The sequence below is a fragment of the Agromyces allii genome (assembly GCF_009749385.1).
Lineage (GTDB): Bacteria > Actinomycetota > Actinomycetes > Actinomycetales > Microbacteriaceae > Agromyces > Agromyces allii.
The window spans coordinates 358951-383158 of the sequence record NZ_WBIN01000001.1 but is presented as its reverse complement, the minus strand read 5'-3'; the positions used below and the strand labels follow the sequence as shown (position 1 = coordinate 383158).

Genomic DNA, 24208 nt, shown 5'->3' with positions numbered 1-24208 from the left:
CCCACGCGGCCGCCCGCCGCGCTGGTGCGCGACGCACGCTCAGGCTCGACGACTAGGCTCGACGGGACATGGCACATCTTCTGGGCGCCGAGCGCCTGCACCTCGAATTCCCGACGCGCACCGTCTTCGACGAGGTCACCCTCGGCATCGACGAGGGCGACCGCATCGGCGTCGTCGGCCGCAACGGCGACGGCAAGTCCACGCTGCTGAAGCTCCTGGCCGGCCGCATCGAACCCGATGGCGGGCGCGTGACCATGCGTCGCGGCATCCGCATCGGCATGCTCGATCAAGCCGACGTCGTCGACCCGGGCCAGACGGTCGCCGAGGCCGTCGTCGGCGGCATCGACGAGCACGTGTGGGCGGGCGACGCGAAGGTGCGCGACGTGATCGGCGGGCTGCTCGCCGACGTGCCCTGGCATGCGCAGATCTCGAGCCTCTCGGGCGGCCAGCGCCGCCGCGTGGGGCTCGCCGCGCTGCTCGTCGGCGACTGGGACGTCGTGTTCCTCGACGAGCCGACGAACCACCTCGACGTCGAGGGCATCGCCTGGCTCGCCGGGCACCTCAAGCAGCGCTGGGCCTCCGGTCAGGGCGCGCTCGTGGTCGTGACCCACGACCGCTGGTTCCTCGACGAGGTCTGCACGGCGACGTGGGAGGTGCACGACGGCATCGTCGAGCCCTTCGAGGGCGGCTACGCGGCCTACATCCTGCAGCGCGTCGAGCGGGACCGCATGGCCGCGGCCTCCGAGTCGAAGCGGCAGAACCTCATGCGCAAGGAGCTCGCATGGCTGCGTCGCGGTGCGCCCGCGCGCACGTCGAAGCCGAAGTTCCGCATCGAGGCGGCGAACCAGCTCATCGAGAACGAACCGCCCGTGCGCAACCCGATCGAGCTGAACCGGCTCGCGGTCACGCGTCTCGGCAAAGACGTCGTCGACCTCATCGACGTGTCCGTCGAGTACCCCGTGGCCGATGCCGCGGCGGGCACTCCCGCGACGAAGACCGTGCTGCGCGACGTCGAGTGGCGCATCGCGCCCGGTGAGCGCACCGGCATCCTGGGCGTGAACGGCGCGGGCAAGTCGACGCTGCTCGGCCTCGTGACCGGTGCCGTGAAGCCCACGGCCGGCAAGGTCAAGCGCGGCACGACCGTGCGCATCGCGACGCTCAGCCAGGAGCTGTCCGAGCTCGCCGAGTGGGCCGACCAGCGCGTCTCCGCGGTCGTCGCCGAGCAGCGCACGAGCTACGAGGTCGCGGGCAAGGAGCTCTCGCCCGGCCAGCTGCTCGAGCGGCTCGGGTTCACGAACGCGCAGCTCTCGACGCCCGTGAAGAACCTCTCGGGCGGGCAGAAGCGCCGCCTGCAGCTGCTGCTGATCCTGCTGCAGGAGCCGAACGTGCTCATCCTCGACGAGCCGACGAACGACCTCGACACCGACATGCTCGCGGCCATCGAAGACCTGCTCGACACCTGGCCGGGCACGCTCCTCGTCGTCTCGCACGACCGCTACCTCATCGAGCGCGTCACCGATCGCCAGCTCGCGATCCTCGACGGGCACCTGCGCGACCTGCCCCGCGGCGTCGACCAGTACCTCGAACTGCGCAAGGCGACGGATGCCGCGCGCCGCAGCGATGCGTCCGACGCGCGTCGTGCCGATTCCGGGTCGACGGGTGCAGCGCCGGCCTCGACGTCGGGTGGGGCGGGCGCCGAGCCTGCCGCCTCCTCGGCGAAGCCGTCCGCGCCGGCCGCACCCGCCCTCGCGGGCGCCGAACGGCGTGCCGCCGAGAAGGAGCTCTCGGCGATCGACCGCAAGCTCGAGAAGCTGCAGTCCGAGATCGCCGCGAAGCACGAGCAGTTGGCCCGCCACGATCAGTCCGATTACGCGGGCCTCGGGACGTTCGGCGACGAACTGCGCGCGCTCGAGGCATCCGTCGCTGACCTCGAAACCCGCTGGCTCGAAGTATCTGAGATTCTCGAAGCCTGACCTCGCAGGATCTATGACGTTTCGTGTCCATGGCGGCATTCGAGAGAAGAATCTTCGCCTAGCGTAGGAGTGCGCCCGCGTTCGCGGCATCGAAGCCCCCACTGTGACCGACCGTGGCGGAGCCATGCCTGCTCCACAGCCATCAGCATCAGAACGCGCGCGCCGACGTGAAAGGAACACTCATGGCACTCCGCCGCACCAAGCTCATCGCCGCACTCGCAGCCGTCCCCCTCGTGCTCGGCCTCGCCTCCTGCGCCTCCGCAGGCGAAGCCTCCTCGGCTGACGACGTCATCAAGATCGGCGTCGTGGGCAAGGCCGACCCCCAGTGGGCCGCATTCGAGACCGCCGCCGAGAAGGCCGGCATCGACATCGAGATCGTCGATTTCTCCGACTACGCGCAGCCGAACCCCGCGACGACCGAGGGCGAGCTCGACCTCAACCAGTTCCAGCACATCGTGTACCTCGCCGACTACAACGTCTCGGCCGGCGAAGACCTCACGCCCATCGGCTCGACCGCGATCTACCCGCTCGGCCTCTACTCGACGAAGTACGACGACGTCGCCGACATCAAGGAGGGCGAGACCGTCGCCGTTCCGAACGACGCGTCGAACCAGGCCCGCGGCCTGCTCGTGCTGCAGTCGGCCGGCCTCATCACGCTCAAGAGCGGCGGCACGATCTTCTCCGACCTCGCCGACATCGACGAGGCCAAGTCGAAGGTCAAGGTCACCGCGCTCGAGGCGTCGCTCACCCCGACCTCGCTGCCCGACGTCGCCGCCGCGATCATCAACAACGACTTCGTCGAAGACGCGGGCCTCACCTTCAGCGACGCCATCGCGAAGGACGACCCCACCGACCCGAACGCGCTGCCGTACGTGAACATCTTCGCGACGCGCGCCGACGACGCGAACAACGAGACGTACCTCAAGCTCGTCGACATCTTCCAGACCGACGCCGACGTGCAGGCCGGCCTCGTCGAGGCCTCGGGCGGCACCGGCGTTCCGGTCGTCACCCCGGTCGCCGACCTGAAGGACTCGCTCGCCAAGGTCGAGGCCGACACGAAGGCCGCAAAGGGCTGATCATCGACATCCGCGAGAGCGGATCGTCCGCGCGAGCGGGCGACGGAACCCCACGGGGTGCCGTCGCCCGCTTCGCGCGTGCTGGAAGGAGCACTCCATGGCCCTCGTGAGCCTCACCGACGTCACGAAGTCGTATCCGCCCGCCGACCGGTCGGGCGCGCCCGTCGTCGCCGTCGACGCCGTCAGCCTCGACATCGAGCCGGGCGACGTCTACGGCATCATCGGCTACTCGGGCGCGGGCAAGTCCACGCTCGTGCGCCTCATCAACGCGCTCGAACCGGCGACCTCCGGCAGCATCACGTTCGACGGCCGCGAACTCACGGCGATGCCCGAGCGCGAGCTCCGCGGCGTCCGCCTCGGCATCGGCATGATCTTCCAGCAGTTCAACCTGTTCACGTCGAAGACCGTGTGGAAGAACGTCGCCTACCCGCTCACCGTGGCCGGGTGGACGAAGTCCGAGATCCGGCTGCGCGTCGACGAGATGCTCGAGTTCGTCGGCCTGACCGACAAGGCCAACAGCTACCCCGAGCAGCTCTCGGGCGGCCAGAAGCAGCGCGTCGGCATCGCCCGGGCGCTCGCGACCTCGCCGCGCCTGCTGCTCGCCGACGAGGCCACGAGCGCCCTCGACCCCGAGACGACGCAGGAGGTGCTCGCGCTGCTGAAGCGCGTGAACCGCGAGTTCGGCGTCACGATCGTCGTCATCACGCACGAGATGGACGTCATCCAGTCGATCGCCACGAAGGTCGCGGTCATGGACGGCGGCCGGGTCATCGAGAACGGCGACGTGTTCGACGTGTTCTCCGACCCGCAGAACGCCTCGTCGCAGCGATTCGTCTCGACGGTCGTCAAGGGCGTGCCCTCGCCCGCCGAGCTCGCGGTGCTCCGTGAGCGCCACGAGGGGCGCATCGTCACGCTCTCGTTCCGCGACGGCGACGCGTCGCAGGCCTCGGTCTTCGTCGACCTCGCGACGGCAGGGATCGAATTCGAGCTCGTGTACGGCGGCATCAACGACATCCAGGGCAGGGCGTTCGGGCACCTCACCCTCGCGGTGCGCGGCGAAGGGGCCGCGATCGACGCGGCGCTCGCGAAGATCGGCGAACGCATCGACGTGACGGAGGTGGCGTGATGGATCGCCTGTTCGAACTCGGCCCCGAATTCTGGACCGCCGCCGGCGAGACGCTCTACATGGTGGCGTTCACGCTGCTCATCGGTGGCGCCATGGGGCTTGTCCTCGGCATCGTGCTCTACGCGACGCGTGCGGGCGGCCTGCTGGCCAGCCGCGTGGTCTTCACGGTGCTGAACGTGGTCATCAACTTCTTCCGACCGATCCCGTTCATCATCTTCATCGCGGTCGCGCAACCGTTCGCCCGGCTCGTGATCGGCACGGGCATCGGCAACGACGCGCTCATCTTCACGCTCTCGATCGCGTCGTCCTTCGCGATCGCGCGCATCGTCGAGCAGAACCTGGTGACCGTCTCGCCCGGTGTCGTCGAGGCGGCCAAGGCCATGGGCGCCGGGCCGTTCCGCATCCTCCGCACGGTCGTGATCCCCGAGGCGCTCGGTCCGCTGATCCTCGGCTACACGTTCGTGCTCGTCGCGATCGTCGACATGACGGCGGTCGCCGGGTACATCGGCGGCGGCGGTCTCGGAAACTTCGCCCTCGTCTACGGCTACCGGCAGTTCGAGCCCGCGGCGACCTGGGCCGCGGTGCTGCTCATCATCCTGCTCGTGCAGGTGGTCCAGTTCCTCGGCAACTGGCTGGCTCGCAAGGTCATGCGCCGCTGAGCGCCGTTCGACCGGCACGAGCGGGGGGGGGGGCGCGGGGGGCCCGCCCCCGGCGCCCCCCCCCCCCCCCCCGACTCGTTCAGCCGCCGACCGACGACAGCTCGTTCGGCACATGGGGCAGCTCGGCGCTCGCGGTGATCGCTCCCGTGCCGAGGTCGACGACGTGCAGTGCGGAAGCCGCCGGATCGGTCACGTAGGCGCGGTGCCCGTGCACCTCGAGCGACGGCCGGGGCTGCTGCCACTCGCTCGGCTCGGTCCACGCCTCGACCACGTCGATGCGTTCGACGACCTCGCCCGTCGCGGGGTCGAGCACGTGGATCGCCCCGTCGGTGCCGAGCACGAGCGCCTCGCCGTTCGGCCCGCGAGCGAGCGAGCGGAAGGTGTAGCTCGTGCCGAGCTCGACCAGCCGGAGGGTCGCGGACTCGGTGTCGATGAGGCTCACGCGCGTCGGGCGCTCGAGTTCGGCGTCGGGGTCGACCTTGTAGTCGCCGAGCACGACGGTCGACAGGGCGCTGCCGGACGGGTTGCCGATGCGGCCGTAGGCGTCGGGCGCCTGCACCTCGGCGAACGCGCCGTCGCTCCAGATGATCGCGCCGTCCTCGCAGCCGAGCACCACGGTGTCGTCGGCGGCGATCGCCGCACCGTGCACGCCGGGGCAGGTCTCGATGCGGGCGAGTTCGGCTCCCGCCGCGTCGAGGACCGCGGCACCGGTGCGCGCGCTCTCGTCGCCGAGCGTCGTGAGCAGGCCGCCGCCGGCGAGCGGCACGACCACGCCGTGGTGCGCCTCGGCGCTCTCGTGCACGACGGCGTCGACGTCGTCGGGCTCGTCGGCGTTGCGCAGCGCCCCCTCGTCGTAGAGCAGCGCCTCGCCCGTGCCGTCGGCGAAGAGCGCGGTGACGCCGGCGTTCGTCGTGACGTGGCCGGGGTGCTCGGCGGGGAAGGACAGGCCGGTGAGACCAGGGTCGGTGGCGTAGTAGTGGTCGTGGTCGCTGTGCGCCTCGACGCGCACACCCGTGTCGAGCACCTCGAACGCATCGTCGGTCGACACGAGCACGCGTCGGCCGTCGCCGGCCGGGTTCACGCGCAGGAAGCCGTCGATCGGGAGGTCGGCGACGAGCTCGAGCGAGTCGCCCTCGAGCACGAGCACGCCGCCGTCGTAGGCCGCGACGATGCGCGTCGTCGCGACCTCGCGCTCGGCGTTCGACGACGGGGCGGTGCCGGATGCCTCGGCGGACGCGCCGCCGTCTTCGCCGGACGGCGAGGCGCAGGCGGCGAGTGCGGCGACGGCGAGGAGCGCGGGCGCGGCGGTGAGGAAGTGGAGTCGGTGCGGTCTTCGAGCGGTGATCATGCGGGGAACGCTATCGTTAATGAAAATCATTATCAACACGAGAGAACGGCGAAGCCCGACGGATGCCGCGGGCAGCCGACTCGGGCTCAGTCGAAGCCGAGACTCAGCTTGCGGAGCAGCCCGGCGAGGCGCTTCTGCTCACCCGCCGGAAGGCCCGAGAGCAGCTCGGACTCAGCGTCGACGAGCCGCGTGATCGCCGCGTCGACCCGGGCGAGACCCGCCGGGCTCATCTCGACGAGGATGCCGCGGCCGTCGTTCGGGTCGGTCTGACGGCTCACGAGACCGCGCTCGACGAGCCGGTCGATGCGGTTCGTCATGGTGCCGCTCGAGACGAGGGTCTGCTGCAGCAGCTGCTTGGGGGAGAGGCGGAACGGCGAGCCCGCGCGGCGCAGCGCCGAGAGCACGTCGAACTCGCTCGACTCCAGTTCGGAGCGTGCGAACGCCTGACGCCTGGCCCGATCGAGGTGCTTCGAGAGGCGGGCGACGCGCGAGAGCACCTGCAGGGGTGCGAAGTCGAGGTCGGGGCGTTCGCGCTCCCAGTCCTCGACGATGCGGTCGACCTCGTCGGCATGCGTCATCCACCCAGTATCGCGCGAACCGGGCCGGGCGCGTGCCGCGGCGGACGCATCGAACACGGCGGCACGTCTGGCAGACTGGAGGGCGCTCGTGCGCCCCGCGCCCGGGTGGTCCGCCATAGTGTAACGGCAGCACGACAGCCTTTGGAGCTGTTCGGTCCAGGTTCGAATCCTGGTGGCGGAGCATGGACCAGAAGCTCGCCATCATCGTGCTCGCCGCAGGCCAGGGCACCCGCATGAAGTCCTCGACCCCGAAACTGCTGCACCCGCTCGCGGGCGCCCCCGTCGTCGGACACGTGCTGGCCACGGCCCGCGCGCTCGACGCCGCCCACGTCATCGCCGTCGTGCGCCACGAGCGCGACCTGGTCGCCGCCGCCGTCGAGGCCGAGCTGCCCGGCACGCGCATCGTCGACCAGGACGAGATGCCCGGCACCGGCCGCGCCGTCGAACAGGCGCTCGAGGCGCTCCCCGCCGACTTCGACGGCGAGGTGCTCGTGCTGAACGGCGACGTGCCGCTGCTGAACGCCGACACCCTCGCCGGATTCCTCGAACTGCACCGCGGCCGCGCCGCGGCGGCATCCGTCATGTCGGCCCTCTACGACGACCCCACCGGCTACGGTCGCATCGTGCGCGACACCGCCGGTCAGTTCGACCGCATCGTCGAGCAGAAGGACGCGAACGAGGCCGAGCGCGGCATCGGCGAGATCAACGCGGGCATCTACGCGTTCGGCGCCTCGGCGCTGCGCGACCAGCTCGCGAACCTCACGACCGACAACGCGCAGGGCGAGAAGTACCTCACCGACGTGATCCAGCTGCTCCGCACCGCGGGTTCCGAGGTCGAGGCCGTGCCCGTCAGCGAGCCGTGGCTCGTCGCCGGCATCAACGACCGCGCCCAGCTCTCCGAGACGGCCGCGCGCCTGAACGCCCTCATCATCCGCGGATGGCAGCTCAACGGCGTCACGATCGAAGACCCGACCACGACGTGGATCGACCTCACCGTGCGCATCGCGCAAGACGTCACGATCCGCCCCGGCACCCAGCTGAAGGGCGCCACGGTCATCGAGACCGGCGCGGTCGTCGGGCCCGACACGACCCTCACCGACTGCGAGGTCGGCGAGAACGCCGACGTGCGCCGCACCGACGCGACGCTCGCCGTCATCGGCGCCGGCGCGACCGTCGGCCCGTTCTCGTTCCTGCGCCCCGGCACCGTGCTCGGCGCCGACGGCAAGATCGGCGCCTTCGTCGAGACGAAGAACGCGCAGATCGGCACCGGCAGCAAGGTGCCGCACCTCTCGTACGTCGGCGACGCGACCATCGGCGAGCACTCCAACATCGGCGCGGGCTCGATCTTCGCCAACTACGACGGCGTGCGCAAGCACCACTCCGACGTCGGGTCGCACGTGCGCACCGGGTCTCACGGGGTGTTCGTCGCGCCCGTTAGGATTGGTGACGGCGCCTACACGGCCGCCGGAACCGTCGTCCGCAAAGACGTCCCGTCCGGCGCGCTCGCCGTGAACGTGGCACCGCAACGCAACATCGAGGGGTGGGTCCAGACGCACCGGGCCGGTTCAGCGGCGGCCGACGCCGCCGATGCCGCGGCCGAGGCATCCGGTTCCGACGCCGACTGAAACGCACCAGCCGTACGCAGGTGGAGAGGACACACCACATGTCGGGAATCGAAACCACCGGATCGAAGCGGCTCGTGCTGGTCTCGGGGCGCGCGCACCCCGAGCTCGCGGAGCAGATCGCCGCCGAACTCGGGTCGGAGCTCGTGCCGACCGACGCGCGCACCTTCGCCAACGGCGAGATCTACGCGCGCTTCGACGAGAGCGTGCGCGGCTCCGACGCGTTCGTGATCCAGTCGCACACCGCGCCGATCAACGAATGGCTCATGGAGCAGCTCATCATGCTCGACGCGCTCAAGCGCGCCTCGGCCAAGCGCGTCACCGTCGTCGCGCCGTTCTACCCCTACGCGCGTCAAGACAAGAAGGGTCGCGGACGCGAGCCCATCTCCGCGCGCCTGGTCGCCGACCTCTTCAAGGCGGCCGGCGCCGACCGCATCATGTCGATCGACCTGCACGCCGCCCAGATCCAGGGCTTCTTCGACGGGCCCGTCGACCACCTCTTCGCGATGCCCGTGCTGCTCGAGGAGTTCAAGAACTCGCTCGACCCGTCGACGTTGACGGTCGTCTCGCCCGATATGGGCCGCGTGCGCGTCGCCGACATCTGGAGCGACAAGCTCGGCGTGCCCCTCGCGATCATCCACAAGCGCCGCGACCCCCTCGTGCCGAACCAGGTCTCGGTGCACGAGATCGTCGGCGACGTGAAGGGCCGCGTCTGCCTGCTCGTCGACGACCTCATCGACACCGGCCGCACCATCGTCAAGGCGGCCGAGGCCCTGAAGGACGCCGGCGCCATCGGCGTCGTCGTCGCCGCGACGCACGCCGTGTTCTCGCCGCCTGCGACCGAGATCCTGCAGTCCGACTTCATCGACCGCGTCGTCGTGACCGACACGCTGCCGGTTCCCGAAGACAAGCGCTGGGACCGCCTCACGGTCCTGCCCATCGCGCCGCTGCTCGCCCGCGCCATCCACGAGGTCTTCGAAGACGGCTCGGTCACGAGCATGTTCGACGGGGCTGCGTAACCTCCGATGACGATCACGACCCCGCGACCGTGGCTCGCCGGGTACGCCGAAGGCGTGCCCCACGACCTCGAACTGCCGGAGGGCTCGCTCTACGACCTGCTCGCGACCTCGGTCGCCGAGCACCCGGCGAGCGTCGCCCTCGAGTTCTTCGGCCGTGAGACCACCTACGCCGAGCTCGGCGAGCAGGTCGAGCGCGCGGCCGAGGGGCTGCGCCTGCTCGGCGTGCAGAAGGGCGACACGGTGGCCATCGTGCTGCCGAACTGCCCGCAGCACATCGTCGCGTTCTACGCCGTGCTGCGACTCGGCGCGATCGTCATCGAGCACAACCCGCTCTACACGCCCCGAGAGCTGCGACACCAGTTCGAGGACCACGGCGCGCGGTTCGCGATCGCATGGGACAACGTCGTCGAGACGGTCCTCGCCTTCCCCGCAGACCTCGGCGTCAAGCACGTCGTCTCGGTCGACGTCACGCGGGCGATGCCGTTCCTCACGCGCACCGCGCTCAAGCTGCCGATCGCCAAGGCCCGCGAGTCCCGCGCGGCCCTGACCTCGGGCGCGAAGGGCACCGCGACGTGGGCCGACCTCGTCGACGCCGACCGCATCGACGCGCACATCGTCGCCCCCGAGGCATCCGATGTCGCGCTCATCCAGTACACGAGCGGCACCACCGGTTCGCCCAAGGGTGCGACGCTCACCCACCTCAACCTGCTCGCGAATGCGGCGCAGTCGCGCGCCTGGGTGCCGACGATCGAGCGCGGCAACTGCGTGGTCTACGCGGTGCTGCCGATGTTCCACGCCTACGGGCTCACGCTCTGCCTCACGTTCGCGATGAGCATGGGCGCGCGCCTCGTGCTGTTCCCGAAGTTCGACCCCGACCTCGTGCTGCCGGTCATCAAGAAGCGTCCGCCGACCTTCCTGCCCGCCGTGCCGCCGATCTACGACCGCCTGACCAAGGCGGCCGCGGCCAAGGGCGTCTCGCTCGAGGGCATCCAGATCGCGATCTCGGGCGCGATGGCGCTCACCCCCGCGGTCGTCGAACCCTGGGAGGCCGCGACCGGTGGCGTGCTCGTCGAGGGCTACGGCCTGTCGGAGTGCTCGCCCGTCATCTCGGCGAACCCGGTCGCCGGCAATCGCAAGGCCGGCACGATCGGCCTGCCGCTCCCGTCGACCGAGTGCCGCGTCGTCGACCCCGAGAACCCCACCGCCGACGTCGAGGCCGGCGGCGAGGGCGAGCTCGTCGTGCGCGGCCCGCAGGTGTTCCAGGGGTACTGGAAGAAGCCCGAAGAGACCGACGCCGTGTTCGTCGCCGATCCCGACGGCGGCACCCCCTGGTTCCGCACGGGCGACATCGTCTCGATCGACGCCGAGGGCTTCGTGCACGTCGTCGACCGCATCAAGGAGCTCATCATCACGGGCGGCTTCAACGTCGCGCCCACCGAGGTCGAGGAGGCGCTGCGCACCTACCCCGGCATCGAGGACGTCGCGGTCGTCGGCCTGCCCGACGAGCACTCGGGCGAGCAGGTCGTCGCCGCGGTCGTGCTCGCCGACGGCCAGCGCCTCGACGAGGCCGCGATCCGCGAGTTCGCGCGCGAGCGACTCACGCCGTACAAGGTGCCCAAGCGCATCGTCGAGGTCGACGAACTGCCGCGTTCGCTCATCGGCAAGGTGCTCCGCCGCGAGGTGCGCAACCGCCTCCAGGCCGGCTGAGCCGGAGCACGCCCGTGTCGTCGTTCCTGTCTCCGGATGCCGCGGCCGCCCTCGCGGCGCTCGCGGCCCTCGACGGCGGGCACGGATCGACCGGCCGGGTTCCGCCGCTCGACCGGCTGCGCGGCATCCGCTCGCTCGTGGCGGCGCTCGAGGCAGACCCCGCCGCGCTCGAGGCCGCGCGCGAGGCGGTCGACACCGGCGCGAGCTGGGACGACATCGCCGACGCCGCCGGGCTCAGCGCCTCGGCGGCCAAGTACCGCTGGGCCGGCGACGACGACACGATCGCCGACCGCCAGGAGGCGAGCCGGCGTCGCAAGCGCGAACGCCCGTCGAGCGTGCCAACCGACCTGCCGGGCGAGAGCGTCTCCGAGGCTGCGAAACGGCTCGGGGTGACGCCGAACGCGATCTACCAGCGCGTGAACCGCGGCCTCGTCGAGGCCCGCACCGTGACGCTGCCAGACGGGCGCTCCTACAAGCGCGTGTTCTTCGAGGCCGAGCCCGAGGTCGAGCACGAGCCCGAGACCGAGGTTGCGGGCGCTGAGGCACCGCACCGCGACGCCGACTGACCCCTCGCGGGCTCCGACCTCGATCAGGTCGGCGTGCCGACGCCGTAGCGCGGGGCGGCCGGGAAGAGGCCGAAGTTGGCGATGTGGTGGCGCGAGCCGTTCTCGGTCGTGACGTAGCACTGCCAGCCCGGCCCGCCGTCGGCGAACAGCTCGAACGGGGCATCCGTCGACAGCTCACCGCCCGTGGCGCCCGCGGCAGCGAGTGCGAACGTCGCGCAGGACGAACGGGCGGTCGAGGTCGCGACCGAGAACGTGGACAGCACGATCGGGAGCACCATGCCGGCGAGTGCCAGCATCACCGCGATGCGCATGGCGCGCTGGCGTCCGGGGCGTCGGGGGGGGTCGACGGGCTCGTAACCCGCGAGTTCGGGATGGTCGTCGGTCATCGGGTGGCCTCGATCGAGATGGAGATGATGCCCGCGAGGGCCGCGAGCAGGACGGTGGCGGCGACGCCGAGCATCACCACGGGGGAGGGCGGCACGGGCTCGTGCCGGGCATCGAGCTGTCGCCGACGCACGGTGCCGTGCGCGACCGCGACCGCGGCGAGCACGAAGAGCGCGACTCCGGCGACGGCGAGGGCCGGCTGTTCGGAGCTGAACCCGCTGCGCAGCGCGAGCACGGCGTTCACGGCGATCGCGAGCCCGGTGCGGCTCCAGGCCAGCGAGGTGCGTTCGGGTTGGAGCCCGGGATCGCGGGGCACTGCTGCGCTCGTGTCGGCGGACATGCGCGGCTCAGCCGGAGACCAGGATCAGCACGGCGATCACGGCCGCCGCCAGGAGGGCGATGGTCGAGAGGAGGGGGATCGCGAGGCTCCGGGGGAGCGGCCTGCCGGTGCGCATGGCGATCTCGTTGCCGCGCCAGCGGACATACGAGAGACCGCCGAGCACGGCTGCGACGACGGCGAGTCCGAGCGCGAGGATCAGCACGACGACGCGCGGTCCGATCTGCTGGGCGAACTCGAAGAGCAGCACTCCGCCCGCGAGCAGCGCCAGCGCCGTGCGGATCCAGGCGAGGAAGGTGCGTTCGTTCGCCAGCGTGAAGCGGTAGTCGGGGTCTTCGCCCTCGCTCTGCCAGTTCGGCTTGCGCATGCACCCTCACTCGTCGTCGGTCCGGCCGGAGCCCGGGACGGCCCGGCTGGAACGCACGTGGCCCCGGGCTTCCGCCCGGGGCCAAGGTTACCCGCGAGGGCGGGTCAGTGCGTCGAGGGAGTCGTGGCGATCTCGGTGCGGTCGCCCGACCAGAGGGTGTGGAACACGCCCTCCTTGTCGATGCGCTTGTAGGTGTGCGCGCCGAAGAAGTCGCGCTGGCCCTGCACGAGCGCTGCCGGCAGGCGGTCTGCGCGCAGGCCGTCGTAGTACGCGAGCGACGAGCCGAACGCCGGGGCCGGGATGCCGGTCTCGACCGAGCGCACGACGACGCGGCGCCAGGCGGCCTGCGCGCGCGTGAACGCCTCGGCGAAGTACGGCGCCGAGAGCAGCAGCTCGAGGTTCGGGGTCTCGTCGTAGGCGTCGGCGATGCGGTTCAGGAACTGCGCGCGGATGATGCAGCCGCCGCGCCAGATCTTCGACACGGCGCCGAGGTCGATGTTCCAGTCGTACTCGACGGCGCCGGCGCGGATCGCGTCGAAGCCCTGCGAGTAGGCGACGATCTTCGAGGCGTAGAGCGCGAGGCGCACGTCTTCGATGAACGCGTCGACCTGGTCGGCCGGGATGCGGTCGGCCTCGTCGGGGCCGGCGAGGCCCTTCGCGGCGGCGCGCTGCTCGGGGTGCGACGACAGGCCGCGGGCGAACACGGCCTCGGCGATGTTCGAGACGGGGGTGCCGAGGCTGAGGGCGGTCTGCACCGTCCAGACGCCGGTGCCCTTCGAGCCCGCCTCGTCGAGGATGACGTCGACGAGGGGCTTGCCGGTCTCGGCGTCGACCTGCTTGAGCACCTCTGCGGTGATCTCGATGAGGTAGGACTCGAGTTCGCCCTTGTTCCACTCGGCGAAGACCTCGGCGATCTCGGCGGGGGACTTGCCCGTGCCGCGGCGGATGAGGTCGTAGGCCTCGGCGATGAGCTGCATGTCGGCGTACTCGATGCCGTTGTGGATCATCTTGACGAAGTGGCCGGCGCCGTCGTGGCCGATGTGCGTGACGCAGGGCTCGCCCTCGGCGACCGCGGCGATCGACTTCAGGATCGGGCCGAGGGTGACCCACGACTCGTCGGAGCCGCCGGGCATGATCGAGGGGCCGTTGAGGGCGCCCTCTTCGCCGCCGGAGATGCCGGCGCCGACGAAGTTGATGCCGGTCTCGCGCACGGCCTTCTCGCGACGGATGGTGTCGGTGAAGAGCGCGTTGCCGCCGTCGACGATGATGTCGCCCGGCTCGAAACGGCTCGCGAGTTCGGAGATGACGGCGTCGGTGCCCTTGCCGGCCTGCACCATGATGATCGCGGTGCGGGGCTTGGCGAGCGAGGCGACGAACTCGTCGTAGGTCGAGGCGCCGACGAAGCCGGCCTCGGGGTGCTCTTCGAGCAGGGTCGAGGTGCGCTCGTAGGAGCGGTTGAACACGGCGACCGTGTTGCCTTCGCGGCTCGCGAGGTTGCGGGCGAGGTTCGACCCCATGACGGCGAGTCCCACGACTCCGATGTTGGCTACGGCTTCAGGCACGAACACACTCCTCGTGAAGTTGGGTGGGGATGTCTCAAGCGTACTGTGAGCGAGGCTCACCGTTGCGCGCTGTTGCTGAGAGGTCGTCGACGACCGCTCGTCGTCGACGCGGTCACAGCGACCGCTCGGCGATGAATCGTCGGGCGACGGAGATGTCCCGGCCGCCGAGTCCGCGTTCGACGAGTTCGTCGAACGCCGCGCGCAGGGTCGGGAGCAGCACGGGGTCGGTGCCGGTGGCCGCGGCGGCCTCGGCGGCGAAGCGCAGGTCCTTGACCATGTACTCGGCGACGCCGGAGGGGGAGTCGTCGCCCGTGACGAGCTTGTCCTTTCGGCTCGCGAGCAGGTTCGATCCGGCGTAGCCGCCGGCGAGCAGGCCGAAGAGCGCCTCGAGGTCGAGCCCGGATCGCTCGGCGAGCACGGCGGCCTCGCCGAGCGCGAGGATCGTGGCCGAGACGATGAGCTGGTTGCACGCCTTCGCGACCTCGCCCGCGCCGAGCGGCCCGAGGTGCACGGGGGTGCCGCAGGGCGAGAGCAGGGTCGCGGCGCGAGTCGCGTCGGCCTCGTCGCCGCCGAGCATGATCGAGAGCGTTCCGGCCTTCGCGCCGTCTTCTCCGCCCGAGACCGGGCAGTCGACGACGTGGATGCGACCATCGGATGCCGCGGCGAGCCGCTCGGCGAGGTCGCGCACCTGCGGCGCCGACGAGGTCGATCCGACCAGCAGCAGGGCGTCGCGCGCGCCGTCTCCGTCGCGGCCGCGTTCGAGCAGGCCGGCCAGCAGCCCGTCGGATCCGTCGAGGACCTCGTCGAGTTGCGGCAGGTCGGGCAGCATCGCGAGCACGGCGTCGACGCGGCGGCCGAGCTCGCGCGGGGTCTCGGCCCATTCGGCTCCGAGGTCGGTGAGGTCGGGCCGCGGGCGGCGGGCGGTGATCACGACGCGGCGCCCGGCGGCGAGGAGGCGGCGGGCCATCGGCGCGCCCATGGAGCCGAGTCCGATGACGCCGATCAAGGCGTCGTCGGGTGCCTCGTCGGGTGCGCCGCCCGGCGTGACGGCGGCTGGAACGGGATGTTCGGCGTTGGACATGCGAGCAGTGTACCTCAGCGTCAACCTGTCGTACAGGGTTCAATATGCTGAACTTCCGCTATGCTGGGGGTGCTGACCGCGCCGGAGGGGCCCGTGGGCCCGCGCCGCTCGGTCGCCAGACCGCAATGAAGGGGAAGACCGGATGCCCGACACCCAGAACCGCCTGCGAGCCGTGGTCGCAGTGCCGCTCTCCGAGGCGCACTGCCGGCTCATCGAAGAGCTCGAGCCGCGCATCGACCTCGTGCGCGACCACTCCCTGACGCATCCGATGCGCGGCCCCGCCGACTGGTCGGGCGACCCGGAGCACGTGCGCACGGCCGACGAGCAGGCCGCGTTCGACGCCATGATCGACTCCGCCGAGGTGCTCTTCGGCATTCCCGACGTCGACCCGGCGGCGCTCGCACGCACGGCGAAGGCGAACCCGAACCTCCGGTGGGTGATGACGATGGCCGCGGGCGGGGGCAGCCAGGTCAAGGCGGCCGGCCTCGAACGCGAGCAGCTCGACCGCGTCGCCTTCACCACGAGCGCGGGCGTGCACGGCGGCCCGCTCGCCGAGTTCGCCCTGTTCGGCGTGCTCGCCGGCGCGAAGCACCTGCCGCGCCTCACCGCGGACCAGCAGGCACGCGAGTGGCCCGAGCGGTGGGAGATGCGCCAACTCGACGAGATGACGGTGCTCGTGGTCGGCCTCGGCGGCATCGGCGCCGAGTGCGCACGACGCTTCAGCGCGCTCGGCGCGCGGGTCTGGGGCACCACGCGCAGCGGCGACGCCGTCGAGGGCGTCGACCGCCTCATCCCGATCGACGAGCTCGAAGACGCCGTCGCCCACGTCGACGCGATCGTGGCGACGCTGCCCGGCACCGAGGCCACGCATCACCTCCTCGGCGAGCGCGTCTTCCGCGCCGTCAGGCCCGGCGTCATCGTCGCGAACGTCGGGCGCGGTACGGTGATCGACGAGGCGGCGCTCACCACGGCGCTCGACGACGGGCGGGTCGGCTTCGCCGCACTGGACGTCTTCGAGTCCGAGCCGCTCTCGGCGGCATCGCCGCTGTGGTCGCACCCGTCGGTGCTCGTGAGTCCGCACACCGCGGCGCTCTCGCGCAAGGAGGAGGAGCGCATCGCGCGGCGGTTCGCCGACGACGCCTCCCGGTTGCTCGACGGCCTGCCGATGCGCAGCGTGGTCGACACGGTCGAGTTCTACTGATCCCGCGGGTCCCGCGGACGAGAGGGGCGGCATGTCCGAGGAGTCCGACGCGAAGGCCGACCGTCAGGGGCGCGACCCCGCGCCCGCCGTCACGCGCAGCCTGCGCATCCTCGGGCTGCTGGCCGAGGCATCCGGGCCCCTGACCCTCACCGAGATCGCGAGCGGCCTCGGCCTCGCGAAGTCCTCGACCGCGAACCTCTGCCTCGCGCTCGAGGCGGCCATGATGGTGCAGCGCGTGCCGCTGGGCTATCAGCTCGGTCGCCGCACGATCGAGCTCGGCGGGGCGTACGCGTCGCAGTTCAGCCAGGTGCGCGAGTTCTACACGGTCTGCGAGACCTCGCCCGTGCTCGTGCACGAGGTCGTGCAGGTCGCGATGCTCGATGACACCGAGGCGCTCTACCTCGCCAGGCACGAGGGCTCGCGCAGCGTGCGCTTCGGCACCCCCCTCGGGTCGCGTCTGCCGGCGGCCCTCAGTGCCACGGGCAACGCCCTGCTCATGCCGATGGACGATGCGGATGTCACGGCGCTCCTCGCCGACCAGGCGCCGTTCCCACGGCTCACCGATCGCAGCATCCGCGACATCCCCGACCTGCTCGTGAAGCTCGCCGCGGCCCGCGATCGCGGCTGGGCGCTCGACGACGGGGAGTCCTTCCCCGGCATCGTCGGGGTCGCCGTGCCGCTCGAGGGCTGGGCGCCGAGCGACCCGAGCCTCGCGCTCGGCGTCGCGCTGCCGGTCGCCGAGGCGACGCCCGGCCGGGTCGCGTCGGTCGCCGCCGCGCTCGTCGACGCCGCCGCCCGGCTCACGAACCCGCTGAGCGCCGGGCGCAGCCGGGGCTGACGGGCCGCGCTCGGGGGAGCGCCGAGGGCTGACGCCCGCACGCGGCATCCGGCCACCGTCGTTCACGCCGTGCGACACGGCGTGCTTCGTCGCGCCCGGACGCGCGCCACCGGCATCCGCTCGCTCGAATCTTGTTCAAGGGGTTGAACTGCGTACAACACGTTGATACAGTGGCCGTCATCGCGACACCCGCGAGCCGATCAAAGGAGATGGGACATGACCGGTACCGCCCCCGCACCCACCGCGGTGAACGACGATCCCGAGTACGCCGCGAACCTCAAGCGCGCGACCTACGCGTCGAGCATCGGCAGTGCGCTCGAGTACTTCGACTTCGCGCTCTACGGGCTCTCGACGGCGCTCATCTTCAACGTGCTGTTCTTCCCCCAGGACGACCCGGCCATGGCCACCGTCGCCGCGTTCGCCACCTACGGCGTCGGGTTCCTCGCCCGCCCGTTCGGCGGCCTCTTCTTCGGGCGCCTCGGCGACCGGCTCGGCCGCAAGTGGGTGCTCGTCGTCACGATCATGCTCATGGGCGGCGCCTCGACCGCCATCGGCCTGCTGCCGACCTACGAGGCCATCGGCATCTGGGCGCCGATCCTGCTCGTCACGATGCGCCTGCTGCAGGGGTTCGGAGCGGGTGCCGAACAGGCCGGCTCGACCGTGCTGATGGCCGAGTACGCCCCCGTGCGCCGCCGCGGCTTCTTCTCGTCGCTGCCGTTCATCGGCATCCAGGCCGGCACGCTGCTCGCCGCGCTCGTGTTCAGCCTCATCACGCTGCTGCCCGAGGAGGCGCTGCTCACGTGGGGCTGGCGCGTGCCGTTCCTCGCGTCGTTCCTGCTGATCCTCGTCGCGCTCTTCATCCGCATGCGCCTGAAGGAGACGCCGACCTTCGTCGAGCTCGAGAAGCACGAGCAGATCGCCGAGAAGCCCGTCAAGGAGATCTTCACGAAGGGCCTGCCCGGCGTCATCGTGGGCATCGGCCTGCGCATGGCCGAGAACGGCGGCTCGTACATGTTCCAGGCGCTCGCGCTCGCCTTCTTCGTGTCGGTCGTCGGCCCCGAGGCCGACAAGAGCCTGCTCACCTGGGGCGTCACGTTCGGCTCGCTGCTCGGCATCTTCACCGTTCCGCTCACGGGGGCGATCTCCGACCGCGTCGGCCGCCGCAAGGTCTACCGCTTCGGCGCCGTGTTCATGCTGCTCTACGCGGTGCCCGCGTGGTGGCTCATCTCGCTCGGCAGCTACCCCATCGCGATCGCCGCGGTCGCGGTCGGCATCGGCATCGCCGTGAACACCATGCTCGGCCCGCAGTGCGCCATGCTGCCCGAACTCTTCGGCAACCGTCACCGCTACCTCGGCGTCGCGATGGCGCGCGAGCTCTCGGCCGTGCTGGCCGGCGGCGTCGCCGGTGTGCTCGGCGCCTACCTGATCGCCGTGAGCGGCGGCAACTGGATCCTGCTCGCGATCTACATGGTCGTGCTCGCGCTCATCACCACGGCGTCGACGTTCCTCGTGCCCGAGACGCTCCGCCGCGACCTCACCCGCACCGACGACGCCATCAAGGTCTCGAGCACCGAATCCGGCGACGACGTCGACGCGACCACGCTCTCGATCCGGACGATCCAGTGGTGACCGGCCCCGCCGCCTTCGACCTGACCGGGCGCACCGCGCTCGTCACGGGGTCGAGCCAGGGCCTCGGGCGGGCGCTCGCCGCGGGCCTCGCGGCATCCGGCGCCACGGTCGTCGTGCACGGTCGCGACGCGGCCAAGGCGGCGCGCACGGCCGACGAGATCGCCTCCGCGACCGGCGCGCGCACCCTCAGCGCCGTCTTCGACGTGACGGATGCCGCGGCGGTCGACGCGGGCATCGCCGCCGTCGAGGCCGAGCTCGGCACGCCCGACATCGTCGTGAACAACGCCGGCATCCAGCGCCGGGCGCCGATCGCGGAGTTCAGCGACGCCGACTGGCATGAGCTCGTCGAGACGAACCTCTCGAGCGCGTTCCACCTCTCGCGGCGCGTGGCCCGCGGCATGATCGAGCGCGGTTCGGGCAAGCTCATCCAGATCGGCAGTGTGCAGTCCCAGCTCGCCCGACCCTCGATCGCGCCGTACGCGGCGACGAAGGGGGCGATCGTGATGCTGACGAAGGGGCTCTGCGCCGACCTCGCGCCGCACGGCGTGCAGGCCAACGCGATCGCCCCCGGGTACTTCGCGACCGAGCTCACGCAGGCGCTCGTCGCCGACGAGACGTTCTCGGCGTGGGTGCGGGGGCGCACCCCAGCCGGGCGCTGGGGCGAGGTCGACGACCTCGTCGGCGCCCTCGTCTTCCTCGCGAGCAGCGCGAGCGACTTCGTGAACGGCCAGACGATCTACGTCGACGGCGGCATGACGGCGGTGGTCTGATGCGCATTGCCAGACTCGCCACGCCCGCCGGGCCGGTCCACGTTCGGGAGTCCGTCGACGGCTGGGTGCCGATCGAGGACCCCTACACCGCGTTCGCCGAGGGGAGGGGACCGGTCGACGCCGGTGCCCCGATCCTCGGCGAGCTCCTCCCTCCGTGCACGCCGCTCGTCGTCGTGGGCATCGCGCAGAACGGGCCCGAGCACGCCTCGCCCGTGCAGGCGTGGCTGAAGAGCCCGCGGTCGGTCGTGGCATCCGGCGTCCCCGTGACGCTGCGCCGCGACGCGGGCACGACCGTCGCCGAGGGCGAGATCGCGCTCGTCATCGGCCGGGAGACGACCGGGCTCACGGCCGAGAATGCGCACGAGTACGTGCTGGGCGTCACCGCGGTGAACGACCTGTCGAGCCCAGACCGGGCGGCGGTCGACCCGCGCAACTTCGAGCCCAAGGCGGGGGAGGGGTACACGCCCCTCGGCCCGGTGATCGACACCGGGGCCGACCTCGACGACGTGTCGCTCGAGTTCTTCGTCGACGGCGTGCCCGCGGGCGCGACCAGCAGTCGCGCGCTGCCGTCGTCGCCGCGTGCGTGCCTCGCGTACCTCGCCGAGTGGACCACGCTCGGCCCGGGCGACGTCGTCATGACCGGAGCCCCGACCTCGCAGGCCCCCATCGATCCGGGCGCCGTCGTCGAGATCGTGGTCGCCGGCGTGCGACTCGTCACCCCAACGCGCTGACCGGCGCCCAGAACTCGGAGGACCCATGCCGAACCTCGGCGTCGTCGCCCACGCGGCCGACGACTTGCGCATCGAAGCGCTGCCCGAACCCGTGCCCGCAGCCGACGAGGCGGTGCTCGAGATCGCCTTCGGCGGCGTGTGCGGCTCCGACCTGCACTACTGGCGCCACGGTGCCGCCGGCGCCTCGGTGCTGCGCGAGCCCATGGTGCTCGGCCACGAGATCGCGGGCACCGTCGTGGTGGCCGCCGCCGACGGAACCGGCCCCGCGGCCGGCACGCGCGTCGCCGTGCACCCGCTCACGCCGCACGGCGACGGGCGCACGCCCTGGCCCGCAGACCGCCCGAACCTCGCGCCCGCGTCGAGCTACCTCGGCTCGGCGCTGCACCTGCCGCACACGCAGGGCGGGTTCGCCCGCCGCGTCGCACTGCCCGCACGCCTGCTGCACGCCGTGCCCGACGCCCTGCCCCTCGATGTGGCCGCGCTCGCCGAACCGGCCGCCGTCGCCTGGCACGGCCTCGAGCGCGCGGGCGACGTGCGCGGCAAGCGCGTGCTCGTCATCGGCGCCGGACCCATCGGCCAGCTCGTCGTCGCCGTGGCCCGCCACCACGGCGCCGCCGAGGTCATCGCCACCGACCTGCACGACCTGCCGCGGCGGATCGCCGAGCAGCACGGCGCGAGCACGCTCCCGGCGACGGATGCCGCGGCCGTCGCCGAGCTGAACGCCGACGTCGTCGTCGAGTCGAGCGGCACCGTGCCCGGCCTCGCGAGTGCGATCGAGGCCGCCCGCCGCGGCGGAACCGTGGTGCTGCTCGGACTCCAGCGCGCCGGCGACGTTCCCGCAGCCGTGGCCACCGCGATCACGCGCGAGCTCACGATCGTCGGCTCGTTCCGCTTCGCCGACGAGTTCGACGACGTCATCGCGGCGCTCGCCGACGGCTCGCTCGACGTCTCGGGCATCGTCACGCACGTGCTCCCCGCCGACCGGGCGATCGAGGCGTTCGGCGTCGCAGCCGACGCCTCCGTCTCGTCGAAGGTGCTGCTCGACTTCACCGGCGAGTGAGCGTCGCGACGCGGGCGATTCCGCGCCGCGCGACATCGGGTAGACTTGCCTGCGAACTTCGGCGAGGGATGCCCCGGCCAACCGAGAGATCGGGCGGCATGCGGCATCCGTGATCGACGCGGTGGGAGCAGGCTCCACGGCTATTTCCTCACGCATCCGCGCATCGTGCATGCAGCGGCGTTCGAGTTGAAGACATCAGACACACGATCTGGGCCGACTGCGCCCGCAAGGAGAAACATCATGGCTGACGACAACAAGGTCACCGCAGACGTCCGCGAGGCGTTCGGCAAGGGCGCTGCCCGCAAGATCCGCGCCGTGGGCAAGATCCCCGCCGTGATCTACGGCCACGGCACCGAGCCCCAGCACGTCACGCTGCCCGGCCACCAGGTCGCGCTGCTCATCCGCAAGGCGAACGCCGTGCTCGACCTCGACATCGCGGGCAAGAGCCAGCTCGTGCTCGTCAAGGACGTCCAGAAGGACCCCGTGCACCAGATCATCGAGCACATGGACCTCATCGTCATCAAGAAGGGCGAGAAGGTTCAGGTCGAGGTCCCCGTGCACCTCGAGGGCGAGACCGCCGCCGGCACCATCGCCGACGTCGACTCGCACACCCTGCTCCTCGAGGTCGAGGCGACCCACATCCCCGAGAGCGTCGTCGTCTCGGTCGAGGGCCTCGAAGAGGGCTCGCAGATCCACGCCAAGGACGTCGAGCTGCCCAAGGGCGCCTCGCTCATCACCGACGGCGACTCGCTCGTCGTCAACGTGCACACCCCGCAGAAGGCCGACCTCGGCGAAGAGGCCGAAGAGGCCGAGACCGAGGCTGCTGCCGAGGCTCCCTCCGAAGAGGCTGCCGCCGAGTAATCTCAGCGCACGCACGCCGATCGGGCCTGCGGCATCGCATCCGGGTACGCTCGGATGCGGGCCGCGGGCCCGTTCCCGTTCGGGCGCAGGCAGCACCACTTACCGCCCGCATCCGGGCGCAGCGCCGGCACCCACCGACTCGCGAGCGGAGCTCGCCCAGCAACGAACGGAGACGACCGCATGGGCCTGACCGACCTGTTCCGCCTCCGCCGGAAGGAAGACCCCACCGTGGCCGCGAACACCTGGCTCGTCGTGGGCCTCGGCAATCCCGGAGCCCAGTACGCCGCCAACCGGCACAACGTCGGGCAGATGGTCGTCGACGAGCTCGCGAACCGCATCGGCGCGAGCTTCAAGACGCACAAGACGCCGTCGCGCGTGGCCGAGGGCTTCCTGCGCCCCGGCGGCCCCAAGCTCGTGCTCGCGAAGTCGAACGGGTACATGAACACCTCGGGCGGGCCGGTCTCGGCGCTCCTCAAGTTCTACGGCCTCGAGCCCGACCGGCTCATCGTCGTGCACGACGAGCTCGACATCCCGTTCGACACCGTGCGACTGAAGGCCGGCGGCGGGCACGGCGGGCACAACGGCCTCCGCGACATCCTGAAGGCCACCGGCAACGTCGACTTCACGCGCGTGCGCGTCGGTGTCGGGCGCCCGCCCGGCCGCCAGGACGCGGCCGACTTCGTGCTCAAGGACTTCTCAGGCGCCGAGCGTGCGACGCTGCCCAACCTGATCTCGGATGCCGCAGACGCCGTCGAGGCGATCGCCGACCTGGGTCTCGTGGCGGCGCAGCAGAAGTTCCACTCGCCGGCCTGATCGCCCTTCGCGGCGGCGTGCCGGCGACCGGCACGCCCCATCCGAATCAGATCAGGCTGCGCAGGTACTCCTCGGGCGAGGTGCCGGCGGCGCGGGCGAGTCGGTGCAGCCGGTCGTGCTCCTCGGTCGAGAGCTCGACCGTGAGCTGGTGCCAGGCGTCGGGCGCGTCGTCGAACGAGAACAGCGCGTCGTCGTCGGCGTCTGCGGCCGCGTCGGCGACGACCGGCACGGACGCGTCGATGACGGATGCCGCGTCGAGCTCGAGTTCGACGTCGTCGATCGGTCCGGCGGATGCCGCGGCATCCGCCCCGCCGACCTCGTCGCGCCAGCCCGGGCCCGACGGCACCGGCTTGCCGCTGCGGTACGCCTCGGCGACGGCGCGGGCGCGCGTGTCGGCGGCCTCGTTCATCGGGTGGCCGACGTGGCCCTTGACCCATTCGAAGCGGTAGCGGCGGCCGACAAGCTCGTCGTCGAGCTCCTTCAGCAGCTCGACGTTCAGCACGGGCTTGCCGTCGGCCTTGCGCCAGCCCTTGCGCTTCCAGCCGGCCATCCACTTGGTGATGCAGTTGATGACGTACTGGCTGTCGCACAGCACGAGGAGCTCGTCGTCGAGGTGCGCGGTCGCGCGGAAGAGTTCGAGCACGGCCTTCAGCTCGCCCTGGTTGTTCGTCGCGTGCTTCCAGCCACCTGCGCCCCAGCGGTCGTCGTCGACGTACCAGGCCCACCCGGCGGGGCCGGGATTTCCGAGGGCGGATCCGTCGGCGGCGGCAGTGATCACGGGGTGTCCTCCAGGGGGTTCGGTGCGGCGCCCATCGTATCGGGCGGCACCGACCGTAACCCGACCGCCGTCCCGTCGTGGCCGGGCGGCGGCCGTGTCGGAGGCCGCGCGTAGACTCGCAT

24 protein-coding genes and 1 tRNA gene are annotated in these 24208 nt (G+C 71.4%); 17 read left to right on the top strand and 8 right to left on the bottom strand.

The window, feature by feature from the left end:
* Positions 1 to 68: 68 nt before the first annotated feature.
* The 4 genes from GQR16_RS01720 (at position 69) to GQR16_RS01705 (ending at position 4834) form a co-directional block, all read left to right on the top strand.
* Complete coding sequence (locus GQR16_RS01720) at positions 69 to 1973, top strand: ABC-F family ATP-binding cassette domain-containing protein (protein ID WP_157413412.1); 1905 nt, start codon at positions 69 to 71, stop codon at positions 1971 to 1973.
* Positions 1974 to 2155: 182 nt separating this feature from the next.
* Entirely contained in the window at positions 2156 to 3049 is an 894-nt protein-coding gene (locus GQR16_RS01715) for a MetQ/NlpA family ABC transporter substrate-binding protein (protein ID WP_157413411.1), read from the top strand.
* Positions 3050 to 3146: 97 nt separating this feature from the next.
* Entirely contained in the window at positions 3147 to 4175 is a 1029-nt protein-coding gene (locus tag GQR16_RS01710) for a methionine ABC transporter ATP-binding protein (protein WP_157413410.1), read from the top strand.
* Positions 4175 to 4834, top strand: coding sequence for a methionine ABC transporter permease (locus GQR16_RS01705; protein ID WP_157413409.1), 660 nt, complete (start codon positions 4175 to 4177; stop codon positions 4832 to 4834). The genes GQR16_RS01710 and GQR16_RS01705 overlap by 1 nt, the downstream gene beginning before the upstream one ends.
* A gap of 79 nt (positions 4835 to 4913) precedes the next feature.
* On the opposite strand, the gene aztD is transcribed toward GQR16_RS01705, so the two are convergent.
* Both aztD and GQR16_RS01695 read right to left on the bottom strand, forming a co-directional pair.
* Complete coding sequence (aztD, locus tag GQR16_RS01700; RefSeq protein WP_157413408.1) at positions 4914 to 6182, bottom strand: zinc metallochaperone AztD; 1269 nt, start codon at positions 6180 to 6182, stop codon at positions 4914 to 4916.
* Between the two features lie 86 nt (positions 6183 to 6268).
* Positions 6269 to 6760 carry a MarR family winged helix-turn-helix transcriptional regulator gene (locus GQR16_RS01695; protein WP_157413407.1) on the bottom strand — a complete coding sequence of 164 codons (492 nt, stop codon included), beginning with the start codon at positions 6758 to 6760 and terminating at the stop codon, positions 6269 to 6271.
* Positions 6761 to 6869: 109 nt separating this feature from the next.
* Here GQR16_RS01695 and GQR16_RS01690 point away from each other — a divergent pair.
* The 5 genes from GQR16_RS01690 to GQR16_RS01670 all read left to right on the top strand — a co-directional run bounded on the left by GQR16_RS01690 (position 6870) and on the right by GQR16_RS01670 (position 11674).
* Positions 6870 to 6941: transfer RNA gene (locus GQR16_RS01690), tRNA-Gln, on the top strand.
* 1 nt (position 6942) lies between these two features.
* Positions 6943 to 8385: a bifunctional UDP-N-acetylglucosamine diphosphorylase/glucosamine-1-phosphate N-acetyltransferase GlmU gene (glmU, locus tag GQR16_RS01685; RefSeq protein WP_157413406.1), complete on the top strand. Its 1443-nt coding sequence runs from the start codon at positions 6943 to 6945 to the stop codon at positions 8383 to 8385.
* A gap of 38 nt (positions 8386 to 8423) precedes the next feature.
* Positions 8424 to 9401, top strand: a complete 978-nt coding sequence (locus tag GQR16_RS01680; RefSeq protein ID WP_157413405.1) for a ribose-phosphate diphosphokinase — start codon at positions 8424 to 8426, stop codon at positions 9399 to 9401.
* Positions 9402 to 9407: 6 nt separating this feature from the next.
* On the top strand, positions 9408 to 11108 hold the full coding sequence (locus GQR16_RS01675) for a long-chain-fatty-acid--CoA ligase (protein ID WP_157413404.1): 1701 nt from the start codon (positions 9408 to 9410) through the stop codon (positions 11106 to 11108).
* Between the two features lie 14 nt (positions 11109 to 11122).
* Positions 11123 to 11674, top strand: coding sequence for a hypothetical protein (locus GQR16_RS01670; RefSeq protein ID WP_157413403.1), 552 nt, complete (start codon positions 11123 to 11125; stop codon positions 11672 to 11674).
* Positions 11675 to 11697: 23 nt separating this feature from the next.
* On the opposite strand, the gene GQR16_RS01665 is transcribed toward GQR16_RS01670, so the two are convergent.
* The 5 genes from GQR16_RS01665 to GQR16_RS01645 all read right to left on the bottom strand — a co-directional run bounded on the left by GQR16_RS01665 (position 11698) and on the right by GQR16_RS01645 (position 15405).
* Entirely contained in the window at positions 11698 to 12060 is a 363-nt protein-coding gene (locus GQR16_RS01665) for a hypothetical protein (RefSeq protein WP_157413402.1), read from the bottom strand.
* Positions 12057 to 12398 carry a DUF202 domain-containing protein gene (locus tag GQR16_RS01660; RefSeq protein ID WP_157413401.1) on the bottom strand — a complete coding sequence of 114 codons (342 nt, stop codon included), beginning with the start codon at positions 12396 to 12398 and terminating at the stop codon, positions 12057 to 12059. Before GQR16_RS01660 ends, GQR16_RS01665 begins: the two co-directional genes overlap by 4 nt.
* Before the next feature lie 7 nt (positions 12399 to 12405).
* A complete protein-coding gene (locus tag GQR16_RS01655; RefSeq protein WP_157413400.1) occupies positions 12406 to 12762 on the bottom strand; it encodes a YidH family protein in 357 nt (118 codons plus the stop codon).
* Positions 12763 to 12866: 104 nt separating this feature from the next.
* On the bottom strand, positions 12867 to 14324 hold the full coding sequence (gene gndA, locus GQR16_RS01650; RefSeq protein ID WP_157413399.1) for an NADP-dependent phosphogluconate dehydrogenase: 1458 nt from the start codon (positions 14322 to 14324) through the stop codon (positions 12867 to 12869).
* Positions 14325 to 14436: 112 nt separating this feature from the next.
* Positions 14437 to 15405 (bottom strand): NAD(P)-dependent oxidoreductase, encoded by a 969-nt coding sequence (locus GQR16_RS01645; RefSeq protein WP_157413398.1) that lies wholly within the window; start codon positions 15403 to 15405, stop codon positions 14437 to 14439.
* A 142-nt stretch (positions 15406 to 15547) separates the two neighbouring features.
* Here GQR16_RS01645 and GQR16_RS01640 point away from each other — a divergent pair, with 142 nt between their 5' ends.
* The 8 genes from GQR16_RS01640 (at position 15548) to pth (ending at position 23308) form a co-directional block, all read left to right on the top strand.
* On the top strand, positions 15548 to 16606 hold the full coding sequence (locus GQR16_RS01640) for a D-2-hydroxyacid dehydrogenase (protein ID WP_157413397.1): 1059 nt from the start codon (positions 15548 to 15550) through the stop codon (positions 16604 to 16606).
* Between the two features lie 31 nt (positions 16607 to 16637).
* Complete coding sequence (locus tag GQR16_RS01635; RefSeq protein ID WP_157413396.1) at positions 16638 to 17444, top strand: IclR family transcriptional regulator; 807 nt, start codon at positions 16638 to 16640, stop codon at positions 17442 to 17444.
* Between the two features lie 216 nt (positions 17445 to 17660).
* The gene (locus tag GQR16_RS01630) at positions 17661 to 19073 is read left to right on the top strand and encodes an MFS transporter (RefSeq protein ID WP_157413395.1); all 1413 of its coding nucleotides are present in this window, start codon (positions 17661 to 17663) and stop codon (positions 19071 to 19073) included.
* Positions 19070 to 19843 (top strand): SDR family oxidoreductase, encoded by a 774-nt coding sequence (locus tag GQR16_RS01625; RefSeq protein ID WP_425482602.1) that lies wholly within the window; start codon positions 19070 to 19072, stop codon positions 19841 to 19843. Before GQR16_RS01630 ends, GQR16_RS01625 begins: the two co-directional genes overlap by 4 nt.
* Positions 19843 to 20574: a fumarylacetoacetate hydrolase family protein gene (locus tag GQR16_RS01620; protein ID WP_157413393.1), complete on the top strand. Its 732-nt coding sequence runs from the start codon at positions 19843 to 19845 to the stop codon at positions 20572 to 20574. The genes GQR16_RS01625 and GQR16_RS01620 overlap by 1 nt, the downstream gene beginning before the upstream one ends.
* Positions 20575 to 20599: 25 nt before the next feature.
* A complete protein-coding gene (locus tag GQR16_RS01615) occupies positions 20600 to 21634 on the top strand; it encodes a zinc-binding dehydrogenase (RefSeq protein ID WP_157413392.1) in 1035 nt (344 codons plus the stop codon).
* 240 nt (positions 21635 to 21874) lie between these two features.
* Complete coding sequence (locus GQR16_RS01610) at positions 21875 to 22495, top strand: 50S ribosomal protein L25/general stress protein Ctc (RefSeq protein WP_157413391.1); 621 nt, start codon at positions 21875 to 21877, stop codon at positions 22493 to 22495.
* A gap of 180 nt (positions 22496 to 22675) precedes the next feature.
* Complete coding sequence (pth, locus tag GQR16_RS01605) at positions 22676 to 23308, top strand: aminoacyl-tRNA hydrolase (RefSeq protein ID WP_157413390.1); 633 nt, start codon at positions 22676 to 22678, stop codon at positions 23306 to 23308.
* A 46-nt stretch (positions 23309 to 23354) separates the two neighbouring features.
* On the opposite strand, the gene GQR16_RS20145 is transcribed toward pth, so the two are convergent.
* On the bottom strand, positions 23355 to 24086 hold the full coding sequence (locus GQR16_RS20145) for an RNase H family protein (RefSeq protein ID WP_157413389.1): 732 nt from the start codon (positions 24084 to 24086) through the stop codon (positions 23355 to 23357).
* Positions 24087 to 24208: the final 122 nt, after the last annotated feature.